General features: G+C 56.5%; 18 protein-coding genes. 2 read left to right on the top strand and 16 right to left on the bottom strand.

Features of this window, described 5'->3' with window-relative positions; translation table 11 throughout:
- Window positions 1-38 precede the first annotated feature (38 nt).
- Both KZZ06_RS01060 and KZZ06_RS01055 read left to right on the top strand, forming a co-directional pair.
- Window positions 39-983, top strand: a complete 945-nt coding sequence (locus tag KZZ06_RS01060) for a glycosyltransferase family 2 protein (RefSeq protein ID WP_219578174.1) — start codon at window positions 39-41, stop codon at window positions 981-983.
- A gap of 138 nt (window positions 984-1,121) precedes the next feature.
- Window positions 1,122-2,678 (top strand): DEAD/DEAH box helicase, encoded by a 1,557-nt coding sequence (locus KZZ06_RS01055; RefSeq protein WP_219578173.1) that lies wholly within the window; start codon window positions 1,122-1,124, stop codon window positions 2,676-2,678.
- Window positions 2,679-2,826: 148 nt separating this feature from the next.
- On the opposite strand, the gene KZZ06_RS01050 is transcribed toward KZZ06_RS01055, so the two are convergent.
- The 16 genes from KZZ06_RS01050 to KZZ06_RS00975 all read right to left on the bottom strand — a co-directional run bounded on the left by KZZ06_RS01050 (window position 2,827) and on the right by KZZ06_RS00975 (window position 18,010).
- The gene (locus KZZ06_RS01050) at window positions 2,827-4,494 is read right to left on the bottom strand and encodes a ribonuclease J (protein WP_219578172.1); all 1,668 of its coding nucleotides are present in this window, start codon (window positions 4,492-4,494) and stop codon (window positions 2,827-2,829) included.
- 4 nt (window positions 4,495-4,498) lie between these two features.
- Window positions 4,499-5,272 carry a type III pantothenate kinase gene (locus tag KZZ06_RS01045; RefSeq protein WP_219578171.1) on the bottom strand — a complete coding sequence of 258 codons (774 nt, stop codon included), beginning with the start codon at window positions 5,270-5,272 and terminating at the stop codon, window positions 4,499-4,501.
- A gap of 21 nt (window positions 5,273-5,293) precedes the next feature.
- On the bottom strand, window positions 5,294-6,076 hold the full coding sequence (locus tag KZZ06_RS01040; RefSeq protein ID WP_308339988.1) for a biotin--[acetyl-CoA-carboxylase] ligase: 783 nt from the start codon (window positions 6,074-6,076) through the stop codon (window positions 5,294-5,296).
- Window positions 6,077-6,092: 16 nt separating this feature from the next.
- Window positions 6,093-7,538 carry an NADH-quinone oxidoreductase subunit NuoN gene (gene nuoN / locus KZZ06_RS01035; RefSeq protein WP_219578169.1) on the bottom strand — a complete coding sequence of 482 codons (1,446 nt, stop codon included), beginning with the start codon at window positions 7,536-7,538 and terminating at the stop codon, window positions 6,093-6,095.
- Between the two features lie 11 nt (window positions 7,539-7,549).
- On the bottom strand, window positions 7,550-9,106 hold the full coding sequence (locus KZZ06_RS01030) for an NADH-quinone oxidoreductase subunit M (protein ID WP_219578168.1): 1,557 nt from the start codon (window positions 9,104-9,106) through the stop codon (window positions 7,550-7,552).
- Complete coding sequence (gene nuoL, locus KZZ06_RS01025) at window positions 9,106-11,238, bottom strand: NADH-quinone oxidoreductase subunit L (protein ID WP_219578167.1); 2,133 nt, start codon at window positions 11,236-11,238, stop codon at window positions 9,106-9,108. The genes KZZ06_RS01030 and nuoL overlap by 1 nt, the downstream gene beginning before the upstream one ends.
- Before the next feature lie 4 nt (window positions 11,239-11,242).
- On the bottom strand, window positions 11,243-11,548 hold the full coding sequence (gene nuoK, locus KZZ06_RS01020; protein WP_093916121.1) for an NADH-quinone oxidoreductase subunit NuoK: 306 nt from the start codon (window positions 11,546-11,548) through the stop codon (window positions 11,243-11,245).
- Window positions 11,549-11,726: 178 nt separating this feature from the next.
- The gene (locus tag KZZ06_RS01015; RefSeq protein ID WP_219578166.1) at window positions 11,727-12,329 is read right to left on the bottom strand and encodes an NADH-quinone oxidoreductase subunit J; all 603 of its coding nucleotides are present in this window, start codon (window positions 12,327-12,329) and stop codon (window positions 11,727-11,729) included.
- Window positions 12,326-12,727, bottom strand: coding sequence for a carboxymuconolactone decarboxylase family protein (locus tag KZZ06_RS01010; protein ID WP_219578165.1), 402 nt, complete (start codon window positions 12,725-12,727; stop codon window positions 12,326-12,328). The genes KZZ06_RS01015 and KZZ06_RS01010 overlap by 4 nt, the downstream gene beginning before the upstream one ends.
- Window positions 12,724-13,212, bottom strand: coding sequence for an NADH-quinone oxidoreductase subunit NuoI (gene nuoI / locus KZZ06_RS01005; RefSeq protein ID WP_093915968.1), 489 nt, complete (start codon window positions 13,210-13,212; stop codon window positions 12,724-12,726). The genes KZZ06_RS01010 and nuoI overlap by 4 nt, the downstream gene beginning before the upstream one ends.
- A 4-nt stretch (window positions 13,213-13,216) precedes the next feature.
- Entirely contained in the window at window positions 13,217-14,257 is a 1,041-nt protein-coding gene (nuoH, locus tag KZZ06_RS01000; RefSeq protein ID WP_219578164.1) for an NADH-quinone oxidoreductase subunit NuoH, read from the bottom strand.
- 6 nt (window positions 14,258-14,263) lie between these two features.
- On the bottom strand, window positions 14,264-14,632 hold the full coding sequence (locus KZZ06_RS00995; protein WP_219578163.1) for a hypothetical protein: 369 nt from the start codon (window positions 14,630-14,632) through the stop codon (window positions 14,264-14,266).
- 14 nt (window positions 14,633-14,646) lie between these two features.
- Window positions 14,647-16,662, bottom strand: a complete 2,016-nt coding sequence (nuoG, locus tag KZZ06_RS00990; RefSeq protein ID WP_219578162.1) for an NADH-quinone oxidoreductase subunit NuoG — start codon at window positions 16,660-16,662, stop codon at window positions 14,647-14,649.
- A 4-nt stretch (window positions 16,663-16,666) separates the two neighbouring features.
- Window positions 16,667-17,068: a DUF5333 domain-containing protein gene (locus KZZ06_RS00985; protein ID WP_219578161.1), complete on the bottom strand. Its 402-nt coding sequence runs from the start codon at window positions 17,066-17,068 to the stop codon at window positions 16,667-16,669.
- Between the two features lie 116 nt (window positions 17,069-17,184).
- Window positions 17,185-17,511, bottom strand: coding sequence for a hypothetical protein (locus tag KZZ06_RS00980; protein ID WP_219578160.1), 327 nt, complete (start codon window positions 17,509-17,511; stop codon window positions 17,185-17,187).
- A 4-nt stretch (window positions 17,512-17,515) separates the two neighbouring features.
- Window positions 17,516-18,010: a DUF3291 domain-containing protein gene (locus KZZ06_RS00975; protein ID WP_257884141.1), complete on the bottom strand. Its 495-nt coding sequence runs from the start codon at window positions 18,008-18,010 to the stop codon at window positions 17,516-17,518.
- Window positions 18,011-18,051 lie beyond the last annotated feature (41 nt).

Genomic DNA, 18,051 nt, shown 5'->3' with positions numbered 1-18,051 from the left:
GGCTTGCCAGCGGCCTTTAGACACCGCAAACTCGCCCCATGACTGACGTGACATGGGGTATCGCCTCGACCATTCTTGCGCCCACGCGCGACATTTTACAGTTCGCCGCCTACCATCTGGCGGCGGGGGCGCACCGCATTTATATCTATCTTGATGCCCCGAACCCGCAGGCATTTGAATTTCTGGATGCGCACCCCAAGATCCGTGTAATCACCTGCGACGATAAATACTGGAAGCAACGCAAACGCGACCGCCCCGACATGCACCAAGTGCGCCAAACTGCCAACGCCACCCACGCCTATAATCGGCGGGCCGAGGTGGACTGGTTGATCCACATGGACGCGGATGAATTTCTGGTCGCAGACCGCCCTGTCGCGGAAATTCTAGCTGAACGCCCCGCCGATCCCCACGCCACACGCATCCGCCCGATGGAACAACTGTCGGGCAACCCGTCCGCATTCAAAGGGTTCATTCCGTCCGGCCCCGACCGCGCCCGCATCACAGCCGATCTTTACCCGACATATGGCGCGCACGTAAAAGGCGGGTTTCTAAGCCATCTGGCGGGTAAGGTTTTCGTGCGCACGGGGCTACCGAAAATCAACATACGTATACATAACGTGTTTCAGGACGGCGAAATGTTAGACTGCCATGATCCGCAAGACGGGATTGATCTGGCCCATGTCCATGCAAAAACCTGGGAGGACTGGATCGCGGCCTACCGCTACCGCGTGACCAAAGGCAGCTACCGCTCCGAGCTGGGACCCAACAAACCCTATGAAAAAGGTGGGCTATCCATGCACGACCTGTTCACCCAGATCGAGCAAGACGCAGGAGAAGCCGGTTTGTGCGCCTTTTTTGACGAAGTTTGCGCAGACAGCCCTGCCCTGCGAAAGCGTCTGGCAGACCACGGGCTTCTACACGAGGCAAAGCTTGACCTCGTGTCACATCTTGGCCAGCATTTCCCAGATTACACAGGCGTTTAGCACACCCATTTGACCTGCCGCAGAGTCTTTGTTAATGGGTGCATAACATGTCGCGGAGTCCCTCCGCCCCTTGGGCCATGCGGGCCGACATGAATGCTGCCGCGGGCCGAGATTTATGTCCGCTACCATCGGACACACATGACAAAATTTACTGATCTGAATCTAAACCCAAAAGTGCTGAAAGCCATCGAAGAAGCCGGGTACGAAACCCCGACGCCGATCCAGGCAGGCGCAATTCCCCCCGCCCTAGAAGGCAAAGATGTACTGGGAATTGCCCAAACAGGCACCGGCAAAACAGCCAGCTTTACCCTGCCCATGATCACAATGCTTGCCCGTGGCCGCGCCCGTGCGCGCATGCCGCGCAGCTTGGTCTTGTGCCCCACGCGGGAACTGGCAGCACAGGTTGCCGAAAACTTTGACACCTACACAAAGCACCTGAAACTGACCAAAGCGCTGCTGATTGGCGGCGTGTCATTTGGTGAGCAGGACAAGCTGATCGACAAAGGCGTCGATGTTCTGATCGCGACCCCGGGCCGCCTGATCGACCATTTCGAACGCGGCAAGCTGATCTTGTCCGACGTGAAAATCATGGTCGTCGACGAAGCTGACCGGATGCTGGACATGGGGTTCATCCCCGACATCGAACGCATCTTCCAGATGACACCGTTTACACGGCAAACGCTGTTCTTCTCGGCCACAATGGCCCCCGAGATCGAGCGTATTACGAACACTTTCCTGTCGAACCCAACCCGGATCGAAGTGGCACGCCAAGCCACCACAGGCGAAAATATCGAACAGGGTGTTCTGATGCTGACCGCATCGCGCAAAGACCGCGAAGCGACCGAAAAGCGCAATGTTTTGCGCGCATTGATTGACGCCGAAGGCGACAAATGCACCAACGCCATCATTTTCTGCAACCGCAAGATGGACGTGGATACCGTTGCCAAGTCGTTGAAAAAGCACGGCTATGATGCGGCACCAATCCACGGCGATCTGGACCAAAGCCAGCGCACCAAGACCCTCGAAGGGTTCCGCAACGGCGATCTGCGGTTCCTTGTGGCGTCGGACGTTGCTGCGCGCGGCCTTGATGTGCCGTCGGTCAGCCACGTCTATAACTTTGACGTGCCATCCCACGCCGAAGACTATGTACACCGCATCGGCCGCACAGGTCGTGCCGGCCGTGATGGCAAAGCGATCATGATCTGCGTACCCCGCGACGAAAAGAACCTTGCCGATGTTGAACGGCTGGTCCAACGCGAAATCCCGCGCCTTGAAAACCCGCTTGGTAACAAAGCCCCTGTAAAGCCGGCCAATGCCGCCCCGCAGGACGCAGCCAAGGCTGACAAGCCCGAGACACAAGATGCGGCGCAAGACGATGCACCCAAGACAGAAAAGCCCAAGCGCACCCGGAGCCGCAGCCGTAAGAAGCCCGAAGCTGCGAAGGTTGAAACAGAAACCACCGTCGCTGATGCACCAGCATCAGAGGTAAAGGCGGAAACGCAGCCTGAGCCTAACGCCGCAACGCCGGATGAAAAGCCGCAAGACGACAAGCAACAGCAAAACCGTCGCGGTGGGCGCGGAAACAACCGCAACGACAACCGCAACCAGAACAACCGCAACGATAACAAAGTTGTCGGTCTGGGCGAACACACACCCGAATTTATCGGGCTCAGCTTTGCGGAACGCCGCGACTAAACGCAGGCACAATTTCAGGAAAACGGGCGCGAGGGAAACCTTGCGCCCTTTTTCGTTTTACCCCTTTTTCGTTCAGCTTACCCCCACAAACAAAACCGCCGCGCAGACCTTTCGATCTACGCGGCGCGAATGCAGTGTTTTCAGGCGATCAGCTTAGACGGCTGACCACGATCGTTACTTCTGGCTTTTTGCCGATCTCGTCATTGGCCGACTGACGCACAACGCGCTTTAGCCCGTCATGCAGCTTGTCATCGTCGCGCAACGTCTTTTCGTTGGCACGGCCAAGGAACTGACCAAGGTCATGCTCAAGGACTTCGACGAGCGACGATTTTGAACGGCCCTGTTCGGGCAGGCCCATGGCATCGACCCACGGGTCGCCTAGGGTTTCGTCGTTCTCGTCCAGAATTACAGTCACGGTGACATGCCCGTTCAGCGCCATACGGATACGGTCACGAACGACCCCGTCCATCGCACCAATCTGGGTCGATCCATCAAGGTAAGTGCGCCCGCTGTCGACATATTCCGCGACTTTGGGTTCATTGCCAGACAGGTCGATCATCATGCCATTGACAGCCAAAACGCCCTTCATGCCCTTGCCATTGGCGATCTTCACATGCTCGCGCAGGTGACGGTGTTCGCCGTGCATCGGGATCAGGATCTGCGGTTTAACCACATCGTGCAAAATCTCGAGGTCGGGACGGTTGGCGTGACCCGACACGTGGTAGAGGCCCGAACTGTCGTCGACAATATCAACGCCCATCTCGGAGAACGCGTTGATCACCTTGATCACGCCGCGCTCGTTGCCAGGGATGGTCTTGGACGAGAACAGGAACATGTCCCCTTCCTTCATCTCAAGACCCATGTATTTGCCACGTGCCAACTGCGCCGACGCCGCACGGCGTTCGCCCTGCGATCCGGTCACCAGCAGCATCAGATTTTCACGCGGCACGCCGCGCGCATCTTCGGGGCTGATCACAGCCGGAAAATCTTTCATCACGCCGGTTTCAAGCGACGCTTCAACCATCCGCTTCATCGCGCGGCCCAGCAGGACGATAGACCGCCCTGCCCGTTCGCCCGCATCCGCAAGGGTTTTCACACGCGCCACGTTCGACGCAAATGTCGTCGCGACAACCATGCCTTGGGCAGTGCCAAGCAGCTTTTCAATCTCTGGCCCGACGGTCGCTTCTGACCGGCCCGGGTTCTTTGAGAATACGTTGGTACTGTCACAGATCAACGCCTTGACGCCATTCTTGGACACATCGGCCCACAGCTCGGGATCATAGGCTTCGCCCACGCCCGGTGTCATGTCGATCTTGAAATCGCCCGAGTGGATCAAACGGTCGCCTGCCACGTCAATCACCAGCGATGACGATTCAGGGATCGAGTGTGACATCGGCAGAAACCCGACCGTGAACGGGCCAACGGTGGTTGTTGCAGGCCACGGTGCCACGGTCGTAACCGCGTCATCGGGGTGGTTGTATTCGCTCATCTTGCGCTTGGCGATGTTCGCCGTAAACTTGCGCGTATAGATCGGCGCGCGCAAACGGTCATAGGTATGCGCAACCGCGCCCACGTGGTCTTCGTGCGCGTGGGTGATGAAAATCGCCTCAATCTGGTTGCGGCGTTCTTCCAGCCAGGCGATATCGGGGATGATCAAATCCACGCCGGGGCTGGTGTCCATGTCCGGAAATGCCACGCCAAGGTCGACAACAATCAGTCGTTCCTTACCAGGTTTCCCATAGCCATAAACATAGGCATTCATGCCAATTTCACCTGCCCCACCGAGGGGCAGATAGATCAATCTTTCGCTGCTCATATTATTAAGCGGTGTCCTTGTTATAATTATAAATCACGGTCAAACCGTGCATTGTCAGATCATCTTGGTAGGCATCGAACAGGTCCACAGCCTGTTGAAACAACGGGGCCAGCCCGCCGGTGGCGATCACACGCATGTCGCGCTCACGCTCCGCCTTTATGCGGGCACATATCTCACGAACGAGGCCGACATAACCCCAAAAAACACCCGATTGCATACAGGCCACAGTGTTTGTGCCAATCACCGCCTGTGGTTTGGATATATCTACATGAGGTAAGGCCGCCGCGGCATTATGCAATGCCTCAAGGCTGAGATTCACGCCAGGCGCAATGACCCCGCCAATATAGGCCCCGTCACTGTCAACAACATCAAAGGTGGTGGCCGTCCCGAAATCAACCACGATCAGATCGCCGCCAAACAGGTCATACCCGGCCACCGTGTTTACCAGCCGGTCTGGCCCAATCGCGGTGCCCGCATCCACGCGCACATCCACGGGCAGCCGGCATTCGGGCTTGCCCACCACGATGGGCCGTGTGTGAAAATACCGATCCGCCAATACCCGCAGGTTAAACACCACACGCGGCACGGTCGAACTGATAATCATATCGGTGATATCTGCCTCGACCTTTTGGAACTTCATCAAGGTGCTCAGCCAGACATAATACTGGTCCGCAGTACGTTGCCATTCTGTCGAGGTGCGCCAGGTTCCAATGAACTGCGTCCCGTCCCAGATCGAAAAAACCGTATTCGTGTTACCACAATCAACCGCCAAAAGCATCAAACGACCCTCCCTTGCGTTCTAGAAAAATACATCCGCCGCCGTAATCGGCACCCGCCCTTTTGGGGTGCGTAGGATCAGACTGCCGTGTTCATCCACATCCTCGAACACGCCGCGCGTCTCTTCGCGCATGGTCCGTGCTAGAATTTCTTCGCCCAAGCGTGCAGCATGGGCCAGCCATGCCGTGCGGATCGGGGCAAAGCCGAATGTCTGAAACTGGGTCTCAAGTGCTGCATACTCGACGGCAAGCGCATCCAGAAATGCAGAGGGCGATACCGTCAGCCCGGTCTCGCCAACCACCGACACAGGGCGTACCGCGCCGGGTTCGACCTGATCAACGCCGGGCGCATGAACAAGATTGACGCCTATGCCAATGGCCAGATGATCACCGATGTTCTCAAGCAGTATGCCGGCCACCTTGCCACCATTCAGCAGCACATCATTCGGCCATTTCAGCGTAAATGCCCCGTCATCACCCGTGACCCGCACAAAGGCGCGCCGCAGGGCCAGTGACGCCACAAAGCTGCGCAGTGCGGCGATGCCGGGGGCTTCCATCCGGCGCATCATCAAAGTGCCGGCAAAATTGCCCTTTGGGGTGGCCCAAGACCGCCCGCGCCGCCCGCGCGCAGCGGTCTGCTCTTCTGCTAAAATCCAAAGCGGGCCGGTCAGATCAGGCGCACGCCGCGCCGCCTCGCTCAACGTGGAATCGATGCTTTCAAATACAAGACGGCCGTAGCCTTCCGGCCACGACACGCCCTGCTTCTCTGGCTTGTAAGTATCCCCGCCGGAGGCTCCCTCGCTCACGGGCCCCACCATCGGATCAGTTAACCAGCGTCGCCGCAGCCCGGATAGCGGCTTCCTCGACGCCGAACATATTGGCGATACCGACCACCATGATCACAGCGGATGCAATCAAGAACCCGGTCAGCAGGCCATTTTTACCACCATCAAGACGGTCGTCGCCTTCCTCGCCGAAATACATCAGGAACACGATGCGCAGATAGTAATATGCACCAATCGCCGAGGCGACAGCGCTTGCTGCGACCAGCCAGATCAAACCGGCATCAACACCCGCCTGCCACACGCCGAATTTGGCGAAAAAGCCCAGCATCGGCGGCACACCAGCCAGCGAGAACAGCAATACCAGCATCGCCAGCGCCTTGCCGGGTGCCCGTTTGGAATACATGTTCAGCGCCGAAATATCGGTGACCGGTTGGCCATCTTTTTCCATACTTAGAATAAACGCAAAGGTGCCGATGTTCATCGTCACATAGATCGCCATATAGACCAGCATCGCCTTGACGCCCAATTGCGTACCCGCGGCCAGACCGATCAGGGCATAACCCATGTGTGCAATCGACGAATAGGCCATCAGACGTTTGATGTTGGTTTGACCAATCGCCGCGATCGCGCCCAGAAACATCGACAACACGGACAGGACCGCAACAATCTGGCTCCAGTCTGCGACGGCATTGCCAAAGGCATCATGCAGCACACGGGCGAACAGCGCCATTGCCGCCACTTTCGGGGCGGTCGCAAAAAACGCCGTTACGGGTGTCGGCGCGCCCTCGTATACGTCCGGTGTCCACATGTGAAACGGTACGGCAGATACTTTGAACGCAAGGCCAGCCATCAGGAACACGATCCCGAACAGCAGGCCAAGCGACGTGTGACCCGACTGTGCGACACTCATAACACCTGCAAACTGCGTGGTGCCCGCATATCCATAGACCAGCGATGTACCGTACAGCAGCATCCCCGAAGACAAGGCACCCAAAACGAAATACTTCAGGCCGGCTTCGGTGGACTTGATGCTGTCACGGCGCAGGGACGCGACCACGTACAATGCCAGCGATTGCAGCTCGAGGCCCATATAAAGCGACATCAGATCGCCCGCGCTGACCATCATCATCATGCCGACCACGCTAAGGGCGATCAACACAGGGTATTCAAACCGCAGCAAGCCGCGCGCGCGCATGTAATCATTTGACATGATCAGCACCGCAGCGGCGCTTAGCAGGATCGTCACCTTGGCAAAGCGGGCAAACCCGTCTTCGATAAACAGCCCGTTGAAGGCAATGCGGGTTTCGCCTGTGCCGGTCATCCCGATCCAGATTGCCAGCAGGATCATCACCGCAGCCGTCGCCCAGACCAGCACCGTGCCGGTTTTATCTTTTGACGTATAGACCGCCCCTAGCAGTGCCAAAATCGCGAACAGCGACAGCACAATTTCGGGCAGGATGACATTCAGATCAGCGGAAATCATCGCGCGGTCCTTTATTCTGAGGCCATCTGGACAGCGGCACTTGCCGCCTCCAGGGCCGTATCATAGCTAGCAACAAGGGCGGAAACCGATGGTCCGATAATATCGAGAACCAGTGCCGGATAGACGCCCAAAAGAAGGGTCATGACGATCAGCGGCGCGAAAATCCAACGCTCGCGGGTCGTCATATCGGTGATTGTGCGCAGGCTTTCCTTGATCAGGTCACCCATCACAACGCGGCGGTACAGCCACAGCGCATAGGCCGCCGAGAAGATAACCCCGGTCGTCGCAACTGCAGCCACCCAGGTATTCACTTGGAAGATCCCCATCAATGTCAGGAATTCGCCCACAAACCCAGAGGTGCCCGGCAGGCCAACGTTGGCCATGGTGAAGAACATGAACACCAGCGCATAGGCGGGCATCCGGTTCACCAGACCACCATAGGCGTCAATCTCGCGGGTGTGCATGCGGTCGTAAATCACGCCCACACACAGGAACAACGCAGCCGAGATAAAGCCGTGGCTGACCATCTGGAAAATCGCACCATCAAGGCCCTGCTGGTTAAAGGCAAAGATACCCATTGTCACGAAACCCATGTGGGCGACGGATGAATAGGCGATCAGCTTTTTCATGTCTTCCTGAACCAGCGCCACCAGCGATGTATAGACAATCGCAATCGCCGACATCCACAGCACCAGCGGTGCAAGCACATCGGACCCGACAGGGAACATCGGCAGCGAGAACCGCAAGAAGCCGTAGCCGCCCATTTTCAACAGGATCGCCGCCAGCACGACGGAACCGGCTGTCGGTGCCTGAACGTGCGCGTCTGGCAACCATGTGTGCACAGGCCACATCGGCATTTTCACGGCAAAGCTGGCAAAGAACGCCAGGAACAGCATGGTTTGCATGCCGCCAACCACTGTTATTCCAGCAATCGAGAATGTCTCGGAGGCGAAGGTGTGGGTCAGCAGGCTGACCTCGCAACCGCCAATACAGGTGGTGCCCGCATCCGCATACATTGCGACCATGGCCACCAGCATCAACACCGACCCAAGGAAGGTATAGAGAAAGAACTTAAAGCTCGCGTAAATCCGGTTCGCGCCGCCCCAGATACCGATGATCAGGAACATCGGGATCAGGCCTGCCTCGAAGAACAGATAGAACAGCACCATATCCAACGCCATGAAGACGCCCAACATCAGCGTTTCCAGCAGGAGGAATGCGATCATGTATTCCTTGACCCGCGTCGTGACGTTCCAGCTGGCGGCGATCACCAGTGGCATCATGAAAGTGGTCAGCATAACAAACAGGATCGAAATGCCATCGACACCCATGCGGTATTTCAGGCCCATGATCCACGTCGCTTCATCTACGAACTGGAACCCGGTGTTGGATGGGTCAAAGTCGAACAGGATGAACAGCGAGATCAGGAAAGTAACGGTCGTCGTGATCAACGCCAGCCATTTGGCATTGCGTGCCGCCGCTTCGTCGTCGCCGCGCAGGAATACGGCCAAGATCAGCGCCGCAAAGCTTGGCATAAAGGTAATGATGGAAAGCAAGTGATGATCCATTAGTTTGCCCCCCCGCTCATCGTCATCCAAGTCACAAGGACCGCGATCCCGATCACCATGGCGAAGGCGTAGGTAAAGATGTAGCCGGATTGGAAACGACCCGCGAGCCGCGTGAAGAACGGAATAATGCCCATGGCGATGCCATTAAGCGTCCCGTCGATAACGTCCCCGTCGCCGCGCTTCCAAAAGAAACGACCGATGGCCGAGGCGGGTTTGACGAAGATCACGTTATAAATCTCGTCAAAGTACCACTTGTTCAGCAAGAACAGATACAAGGGGCGTTGGTTCGCGGCCAAACGGCCCGGCAAGGTCGGGTTCCAGATGTAGAACCATACCGCCATAAGAAGACCCAACGACATCGCAATGAACGGGCTGACTTTTACCCATGCTGGGGCTGCATGCGCATCCTCAAGCACCGTGTTATCGGGGCCAAAGAACAACGCGCCCTCACCCGGTGCACCAGCAAAGCTGGGGCCGTGGTGTGCATCGTCACCGTGGTCTGCGTCGGCGTGGGTATCCGCACCATGTGCTTCGTCTGTCGCGGCGGCACCATGGCTGTCCTCGGCACCTTCAACCTTGGCGTCGCCACCAGCGGCCATTTCGGCCATCGGGATACCGTAGAATTCGCCGATATCTTCTGCATGACCAAAGAAGCTGTTATAAAACACCATCCCCGAGAAGATCGCACCAAGGCTAAGAACACCCAGCGGGATCAACATAACCATCGGGCTTTCATGCGCGTGGTCATGAGTGTGCTTGTCACCGCGTGGCTTACCAAAGAAGGTCATGAACATCAGGCGCCAGCTGTAGAAACTGGTCATCGCCGCGGCAATCACCAACATCCAGAAGGCATAGGATGTGCCACCGGCCCAAGCGCTTTCGATGATTGCATCCTTAGACAGGAAGCCGGCGAACCCGAAATGCGTCAGCGGAATGCCAACACCGGTGATGGCCAGCGTGCCGATCATCATGGCCCAGAACGTATAGGGGATCTTTTTGCGCAGACCGCCATAGTTGTTCATGTCCTGCTCGTGGTGCATCGCGTGAATGACGGACCCTGCCCCAAGGAACAGCATCGCCTTAAAGAACGCGTGGGTCAGCAGGTGGAACATCGCGGCGGAGTACATGCCAACGCCTGCGGCCACGAACATATAGCCCAACTGCGAACAGGTCGAATACGCGATAACGCGTTTGATGTCAGTCTGAACCAGACCCACAGTTGCGGCAAAGAATGCGGTGGTCGCACCGATAAAGGTCACGAACATCATCGCTTCGGGCGCGAATTCCATCAGCGGCGACATGCGGCACACAAGGAAAACACCCGCAGTAACCATTGTCGCGGCGTGGATCAGAGCGGACACAGGGGTCGGCCCTTCCATCGCGTCTGGCAACCAAGTGTGCAAGAACAGCTGCGCCGATTTACCCATGGCACCGACAAACAAAAGGAAGGCCAGCAAGTTCGCCGCGTTCCAATCTGCCCACAAGAAATGCAGGGTGGTTTCAGCCAGCTCAGGTGCAGCGGCGAAAACATCGTCGAACTTGATGCTGTCGGTCAGGTGAAACAGACCAAAGATGCCAAGCGCGAAACCAAAGTCACCCACACGGTTGACAACGAAGGCCTTGATCGCGGCGGCGTTTGCCGATGGTTTTTTGTAGTAAAAGCCGATCAACAGATACGAGGCAACGCCCACACCTTCCCAGCCAAAGAACATCTGAACAAGGTTATCAGCCGTCACCAGCATCAACATCGTAAAGGTAAAGAAGGACAGATACGCAAAGAAGCGCGCGCGATAGGGTTCGGCATCGCTGAAATTTTCGTCGTGGGCCATGTACCCCAACGAATACAAATGCACGAGGCTGGACACGGTGGTGATCACGATCATCATGATCGCTGTCAGCCGGTCCATGCGGATCGCCCAATCTGTCGACAGGCTACCACTTTCGATCCAACGCAGCAGCTGGATGTGCTGGGTCTCGCCGTCAAAGGTCAGAAAGACGACCCAGCTCAGCAAAGCAGCCAAAAACAGCATGGCCGTTGCAAACCACTGCGCCGGTTTTTCACCGATCAGTTTCCAACCGAAACCTGTGATCAAGGCACCAACAAGCGGCGCGAAAAGAATGATGCTTTCCATGATCTTAGCCCTTCATCACGTTGACGTCTTCAACCGCGATAGACCCACGGTTGCGGTTGAAGCAGACCAGAATGGCCAGACCAATCGCAGCTTCGGCAGCGGCGACCGTTAGAACGAAAAGGGTAAAGACCTGCCCCACCAAATCGCCCAAGAAATGCGAGAATGCGACGAAGTTAATGTTCACCGCGAGGAGCATAAGCTCGATCGACATCAACATGATGATGATGTTCTTGCGGTTCAGGAATAGCCCGAAAATGCCAATGACAAAAAGCGTCGCCGCCACTGTCAGGTAATGTTCAATTCCGATCATGTCGTCCCTCGGTTCTTTGCCCGTTTCGGGCGTTCTTTCGTTCTTGGCGTTCAGGGGTTTAACCCTGTTCGTTCCGTTATCCGATGATGTTGTAGCCGCCGAAAACAACGATCAAAACGACAACCAACACAACTACTGTAGTTCGTGACATCGGATCACATCCTTGTTCGGGCAGGCTTTATAGACCTTGCCCCGGTTTCACATCATTCAATTTCATGGCCTTGGCCGGATCGCGCATCATTTGCGCAACCACGTCCTGGCGTTTCACATCACCACGATGGCGCAGCGTCAGAACAATCGCCCCGATCATCGCGACCAGCAGGATCAAGCCAGACAGCTGGAACAGCAGGAAATATTCATCATAAAGGATCAAACCCAACGCCGCAGTGTTCTGCACCTGATCGCTGACCACTTGAGTGCGCAGCCCTTCGGCAGCGGCATTTGCATCCCATGCGCCAAAGGCCATCACGAACTGCATCAAAACGATCAAACCGATCAGCAGCCCCAGCGGCATATAGCGCGCCATTTCCGCCTTGAGTTCCGCGAAATCAACGTCGAGCATCATGACGACGAACAGGAACAGGACCGCAACCGCGCCCACATAAACGATGATCAGCAGCATCGCCACGAATTCCGCGTTCAACATCACGAACAGGCCTGCCGCGCTGAGAAAAGCCAAAATCAGCCAAAGCACCGAATGCACCGGGTTGCGGCTGATCACGGTAAAAAGCCCGCCAGCAATCACGCTGATCGCAAAAAGATAAAATGCAAAAACGCTCATGCGTCACCTTCCTTGTCATCCAACACTTCCTGCGCAATTTGCATCGCACGGGTCATGGCGGGGATACCGGCAAAAACCGCCATCTGTCCAATCGTCTCAATCACTTGCTGCTTATGTGCGCCCGCCTCAATCGCGTGCACAACGGCCTGTCTTAGCGCCATTTCGTTCTGGGCACCCTGCATGGTCAGGCCCGAAATCGTCAGCAGCATCCGCGTTTTGGCATCCAACCCGTCAGGGTTCATCGTGTTGCCAAACAGCGTTTCCATCATGTCCTTGGGCATCTTACCCATCATCGCCTCGAACCCTTTGGTCGAAAAGGCATCCATCGCCGGAAAGGCTTTGGCCATTTCCTGCATCTGACGCATCATTTCTTCAAAAGGGTTGGGCGTTTGGGTCATCTGTAAGGTGCGTCCATCTCAAGGTTGCGCGCAATTTCGGCTTCCCAGCGGTCGCCGTTTTCTAGCAACTTGGCCTTGTCATAATACAGCTCTTCGCGGGTCTCGGTCGAGAATTCAAAATTCGGACCCTCAACAATCGCATCGACCGGGCAGGCTTCTTGGCAGAAACCGCAGTAGATGCATTTGGTCATGTCGATGTCATAGCGCGTGGTGCGGCGGCTGCCGTCTTCACGCGGTTCGGCGTCGATTGTGATAGCCTGCGCAGGGCATACCGCCTCGCAGAGTTTACACGCGATGCAGCGTTCTTCGCCATTGGCATAGCGACGCAAGGCATGTTCACCCCGGAAACGCGGCGACAAAGGCCCCTTTTCATGAGGGTAGTTGATCGTCGCCTTGGGCTTGAACATATATTTAATGCCCAGCTTCAGACCGTGATAGAAATCCTGCAACAGGAAATATTTGGCGTGACGGGTGTAGTCTGTCATCGGATCAGCCCCCTACTGTCCAGCGTGCGTAAACACCCCAGAACCATTCGAATTTTGCCGCAAAGGCCACGAAAACCACCCAGAAAAGTGAGAACGGCAGGAAGACCTTCCAGCCCAAACGCATCAGCTGGTCATAGCGGTAGCGTGGTGTGATCGCCTTGACCAAGGAGAAAAAGAAGAACACCAGACCCATTTTGGCGACCATCCAGAAGATGCCATCAGGCAAGCCCGGGATCGGGGACAACCAACCGCCAAAGAACATCAGCGAGATCAGCGCGCACATCAGAACGACGGCAACCAGTTCGCCGATCATGAACAGCAGGAATGGCGTTGACGAGTATTCAACCTGATAGCCGGCAACCAGTTCGGATTCCGCTTCGGGCAAATCGAACGGCGGGCGGTTGGTTTCAGCCAAGGCACTGATAAAAAACAAGATCAGCATCGGGAAATGTGGCAACCAATACCAGCTGAGCAATCCGTAATTGCTGTCTTGTGCTGCAACAATCCCGCTAAAGTTCATCGACCCGGTCGAGATAATCACACCGATGATGATCAAACCGATCGACACCTCGTAAGAGATCATCTGCGCGGCAGAGCGCAAGCTGCCAAGGAACGGGTATTTCGAGTTCGAGGCCCAGCCGCCCATGATCACGCCGTATACCTCGAGCGAGGAAACCGCGAAGACAAAGAGGATGGCCACGTTGATGTCAGACAAAACCCAACCGTCATTGAACGGGATCACCGCCCAGGCGACCAGCGCCATGACCAGACTGACCATCGGGGCCATGAAGAACACGGGCCGGTCTGCGCCCGCGGGCACGACGATCTCTTTGACGATGTATTTGCCGAAATCCGCAAAGGATTGCAGCAAGCCATAGATGCCCACCACGTTCGGACCCCGACGTAGCTGAACGCTCGCCCAGATCTTGCGGTCTGCATACATAAGAAAGGCCAGCGCCAGCAGCAAAGGAACCACGATCAACAGAATCTGACCAATGATCAGCAGGATCATGCCAAGGGTGGTGTTAAAAAAGAAGTCAGCCATAGGTCCTCACACCGTCGGTATGCCGCGTTCCATGCAATTTTGCACGGTTACTTCGGCATCAATTGTCTTCAAGCCCCGTGGCAGGCTTGGCGAGATGGTGTAAACAGCATCTGCGTGCCAGACGCCACCCACGATCTCAACATTTGTACGTACATGGCGGGCAAATCCAAAGCCCCGGATCAAGGTATACCGCGCCGCAGCGCATTCCGCATAGTCCGCCACATTTTCAGCCGACCGCGCCTTGGTCATGGCCACGTTAAACTGAACCAAATCACCATCAAGCAACTTGGTTTCCACGCCCTGATAATCGGGAATGAAATCCTCTGCCATGGGGACCTGCGCGTCGCAGGCAGCCATAACAGCAGGGATCATCATCACCCCCAAAACCCTCACTCCGCCGCCATGGGCGCTTCGCGGCGGGCTTTGGCATTCGCCGAAAGTTCCGCCATCAGCTCGCTGGCCCGCGCGATGGGATTGGACAGATAGAAATCAGCGATAGCCGGCTGGAACGCCGCGCTGCCCACTTCGGACTGCGGCAAAGCGGCCCAGTCATTTGCAGCGACCTGATCAATATCACCCAGATGCGGAACCTCGGCGACCAACGCCTTGCGCAAAGCTGCCAAAGAATCAAATGGCAAGGTCGCGCCCATCTCGGCGCTAAGCGCGCGCAGGATGGCCCAGTTTTCCTTGGCCTGACCGGGGGCAAAGCTGGCACGGGCCGCCAACTGAGGACGCCCTTCGGTGTTAACGAACAACCCGGCTTCTTCGGTATAGGCGGCACCGGGCAGGATGATGTCGGCGCGATGTGCACCGCGATCGCCATGGCTGCCCTGATAGATCACGAACGGACCGGCAGGAACATCGCCCTCGTCCGCGCCCAGATTATAGACAACATCAGCCGACACGACATCAGTAACACCGCCGTCGGTCACAGCGCCGATGTCCATCGCGCCCACGCGGGACGCGGCGGTGTGCAGCACCATAAAGCCGGATTTCGTTGCCTCGGCCAATGCCATTGCAGCGGCCAGAACAGCAGCGCCATCTTCGCGGGCCAATGCGCCCATGCCGACAATCACAAGCGACGGTTTATCAGCCACGTCGGAATGATCGCGTTTCAGCAAATCGGTCAGGACCGCAGGGCCATTGCCCAAATGCGAATGATCATAGGTCAGATCAGCCGCAGGACCGACGTGACCGATGTCTGCGCCGCGCGCCCAAGCCTTGCGAATACGGGCGTTCAAAACCGGCGCTTCTACAGCAGGGTTCGTGCCGATCAGCATGATCGCTTGCGCCGTATCAATATCTTCGATGGTGGCGGTGCCAACGTAACCGGAACGGTTGCCAGCAGGCAGCTTTGCGCCATCGGTGCGGCATTCAACAACACCGCCCTGCCCTTCGATCAACTGCTTCAGCGCGAATGCAGCCTCGACAGGAACCAGATCACCGATCAGGCCGGCAACTTTTTTGCCCTTCATCGCAGCAGCGGCGGCGGCCAATGCTTCGGGCCATTCTGCTTTGCGCAGCTTGCCATTCTCGCGGATATAGGCTGTGTCCAAACGCTGGCGACGCAGGCCATCCCAGACGAAACGTGTTTTGTCGGAAATCCATTCCTCGTTCACGCCATCATGGTTGCGCGGCAGCATGCGCATCACTTCGCGGCCTTTGGTATCGACGCGGATGTTCGACCCAAGCGCATCCATCACATCGATGGATTCGGTCTTGGACAATTCCCAAGGCCGCGCCGTAAAGGCATAGGGTTTCGACACCAACGCACCAACCGGGCACAGATCGATGATGTTGCCCTGCAAGTTCGAATCAAGGGTCTGACCCAGATAGGCTGTAATCTCGGCATCTTCACCACGGCCCGTCTGGCCCATCTGGTGAATACCGGCAACTTCGGTGGTGAAACGCACGCAGCGGGTGCAGGAAATACAGCGCGTCATGTGGGTTTCAACCAGCGGACCCAAATCAAGGTCTTCTGTCGCGCGTTTCGGTTCGCGGTAGCGGCTGAAATCAACGCCATACGCCATCGCCTGATCTTGCAAGTCACATTCGCCGCCCTGATCGCAAATCGGGCAATCCAGCGGGTGGTTGATCAGCAGGAATTCCATCACGCCTTCGCGGGCCTTTTTAACCATGGGCGAATTGGTTTTAACCACAGGCGGCTGGCCTTCGGGACCGGGACGCAAATCGCGAACTTGCATCGCGCAAGACGCGGCAGGCTTGGGCGGGCCGCCCACGACTTCAACAAGACACATACGGCAGTTACCCGCGATCGACAGACGCTCGTGATAGCAGAAACGCGGAATTTCCACGCCCACTTCCTCGCAGGCCTGAATAAGCGTCATCGCCCCTTCGACTTCGACTTCTTTACCGTCAATGATGATCTTGCGGATATCGCTCATATGCTTATTTCGCTCTCAGTAACGAACCGATCCGGCTCGATTTTTGGATTTCTGCACGCCCAAGCGTACAATAGCTTTGTGGGTCCGAAGTATCGACCCCATTTGCCCTTAAATATGCAGCGCCACGGGCTTTCATGCGCGCTTTTTCCTCTGGGCTTTTCCGGTATGCATCAATTTCGGCTTCTGTATAGCCCAAGGATCGTGCAGTTTGGTGAATATTATTCAAATAGCTGATCGCACGCAGAAAGCGGGCAGAAATATCGGGACACTCTTTGCGAATCTGATCCGCCAACCCCAGATCCAAAAGCGCGTCATCCACGGCAGACACATCACGCAAAGCGGGTTTGGCGGCAGCTGGGCTGGCCAGCAGCGCCACAGACATTACAGCAGTCAAAACGTTACGCATTTTACTCTCCTCATGCAGGGGGGCAGAATGCCCCGTCTGCATATGGGAACTGACGCCGTTGCTATACAATAACATCCCGAAATCAGCCGTTTGCATTCGGTGTGTCGCGCAATCCATCAAGAAGGGCAAGACCCAGAAAAGGTCAAACTATCATCAACAAGGCGAAGATTATCTGCGGAGGTATCAGGACCCACCACCCAAACGATGTCAGAGCTGCCATAGTTGTTCACACAATACACCGTCGCTTCATAGCGGGCTGCCTCGCGGGCACCGTCAATTGACTGCGACGCATTCTTGACCAACAAGGTGAATACATCACGTTGACCTTCAACTTTGCTTATCTTGGTTTTGAAATATATGCCGTCAAAAGCGACCCGGTCCTCGCGAGAGGAGCAGCCCGCCAGAACGGCAGCAATTGTACACGCAATTACAAAAAATCTCATCTAATTACTCCGCCGCTATGGCTTGGCATCCGTCGCTGCGCCAGCGCGTTGCCTGTTTCAGATGCGCCCAGCCAAAAGCATGGTCGCTGTCGCCGTTTTCGCGCAAATGATCCAGACGCACCAGCGCTTCATCCAGGGTGGGTTTGTGGCCCTTTGGCACCCACCACATCACGAAATGCATTTTGCCCAAAATCTCGAACCATTCGGCGCGGCGCGCATAGAACTGTTTGTGGATCGTACCCCAAACAAACTGCTCAAGGGTTTCGACGTTTTCCCAGACCGTCAGGTTAGACACATGCTGCGGGTCATCGCCGATCTTGGCGTCGGTGTTTCCGGTGCCGGGTTCACCCGACCCTTCCATCATCCACACGAAACCGGGCATCCGTTTGCCCAAGCTGTTGATCCGGTCAAGGTTATCCATGAATTCAGCAACGCGCGGGTCGTCCGTAGGTGCCAAAAGCCGGCCCACGTTCAACTCTGCCAGATGCATGTCTTTCATCACCGTCTCCTCCCCCTCGGTGGTGCTATGCCAGCCAACAC

This window comes from Sulfitobacter sp. CW3, assembly GCF_019392245.1.
GTDB lineage: Bacteria > Pseudomonadota > Alphaproteobacteria > Rhodobacterales > Rhodobacteraceae > Sulfitobacter.
Note: the sequence above shows the minus strand (reverse complement) of the source record. Positions and strands in the feature narration are given on the sequence as shown.

Coding starts and splice junctions, on each gene's coding strand:
- nuoH (WP_219578164.1), bottom strand. CDS start 14,257: ATGGCTGACTTCTTTTTTAACACCACCCTTGGCATGATCCTGCTGATC.
- KZZ06_RS01055 (WP_219578173.1), top strand. CDS start 1,122: ATGACAAAATTTACTGATCTGAATCTAAACCCAAAAGTGCTGAAAGCC.
- KZZ06_RS01060 (WP_219578174.1), top strand. CDS start 39: ATGACTGACGTGACATGGGGTATCGCCTCGACCATTCTTGCGCCCACG.
- KZZ06_RS01015 (WP_219578166.1), bottom strand. CDS start 12,329: ATGAGCGTTTTTGCATTTTATCTTTTTGCGATCAGCGTGATTGCTGGC.
- KZZ06_RS01050 (WP_219578172.1), bottom strand. CDS start 4,494: ATGAGCAGCGAAAGATTGATCTATCTGCCCCTCGGTGGGGCAGGTGAA.
- KZZ06_RS00980 (WP_219578160.1), bottom strand. CDS start 17,511: ATGAGATTTTTTGTAATTGCGTGTACAATTGCTGCCGTTCTGGCGGGC.
- nuoK (WP_093916121.1), bottom strand. CDS start 11,548: ATGATCGGAATTGAACATTACCTGACAGTGGCGGCGACGCTTTTTGTC.
- KZZ06_RS01045 (WP_219578171.1), bottom strand. CDS start 5,272: ATGCTTTTGGCGGTTGATTGTGGTAACACGAATACGGTTTTTTCGATC.
- nuoN (WP_219578169.1), bottom strand. CDS start 7,538: ATGATTTCCGCTGATCTGAATGTCATCCTGCCCGAAATTGTGCTGTCG.
- KZZ06_RS01030 (WP_219578168.1), bottom strand. CDS start 9,106: ATGGATCATCACTTGCTTTCCATCATTACCTTTATGCCAAGCTTTGCG.
- nuoL (WP_219578167.1), bottom strand. CDS start 11,238: ATGGAAAGCATCATTCTTTTCGCGCCGCTTGTTGGTGCCTTGATCACA.
- nuoI (WP_093915968.1), bottom strand. CDS start 13,212: ATGACAGACTACACCCGTCACGCCAAATATTTCCTGTTGCAGGATTTC.
- KZZ06_RS00975 (WP_257884141.1), bottom strand. CDS start 18,010: ATGAAAGACATGCATCTGGCAGAGTTGAACGTGGGCCGGCTTTTGGCA.
- KZZ06_RS00985 (WP_219578161.1), bottom strand. CDS start 17,068: ATGCGTAACGTTTTGACTGCTGTAATGTCTGTGGCGCTGCTGGCCAGC.
- KZZ06_RS00995 (WP_219578163.1), bottom strand. CDS start 14,632: ATGATGATCCCTGCTGTTATGGCTGCCTGCGACGCGCAGGTCCCCATG.
- nuoG (WP_219578162.1), bottom strand. CDS start 16,662: ATGAGCGATATCCGCAAGATCATCATTGACGGTAAAGAAGTCGAAGTC.
- KZZ06_RS01010 (WP_219578165.1), bottom strand. CDS start 12,727: ATGACCCAAACGCCCAACCCTTTTGAAGAAATGATGCGTCAGATGCAG.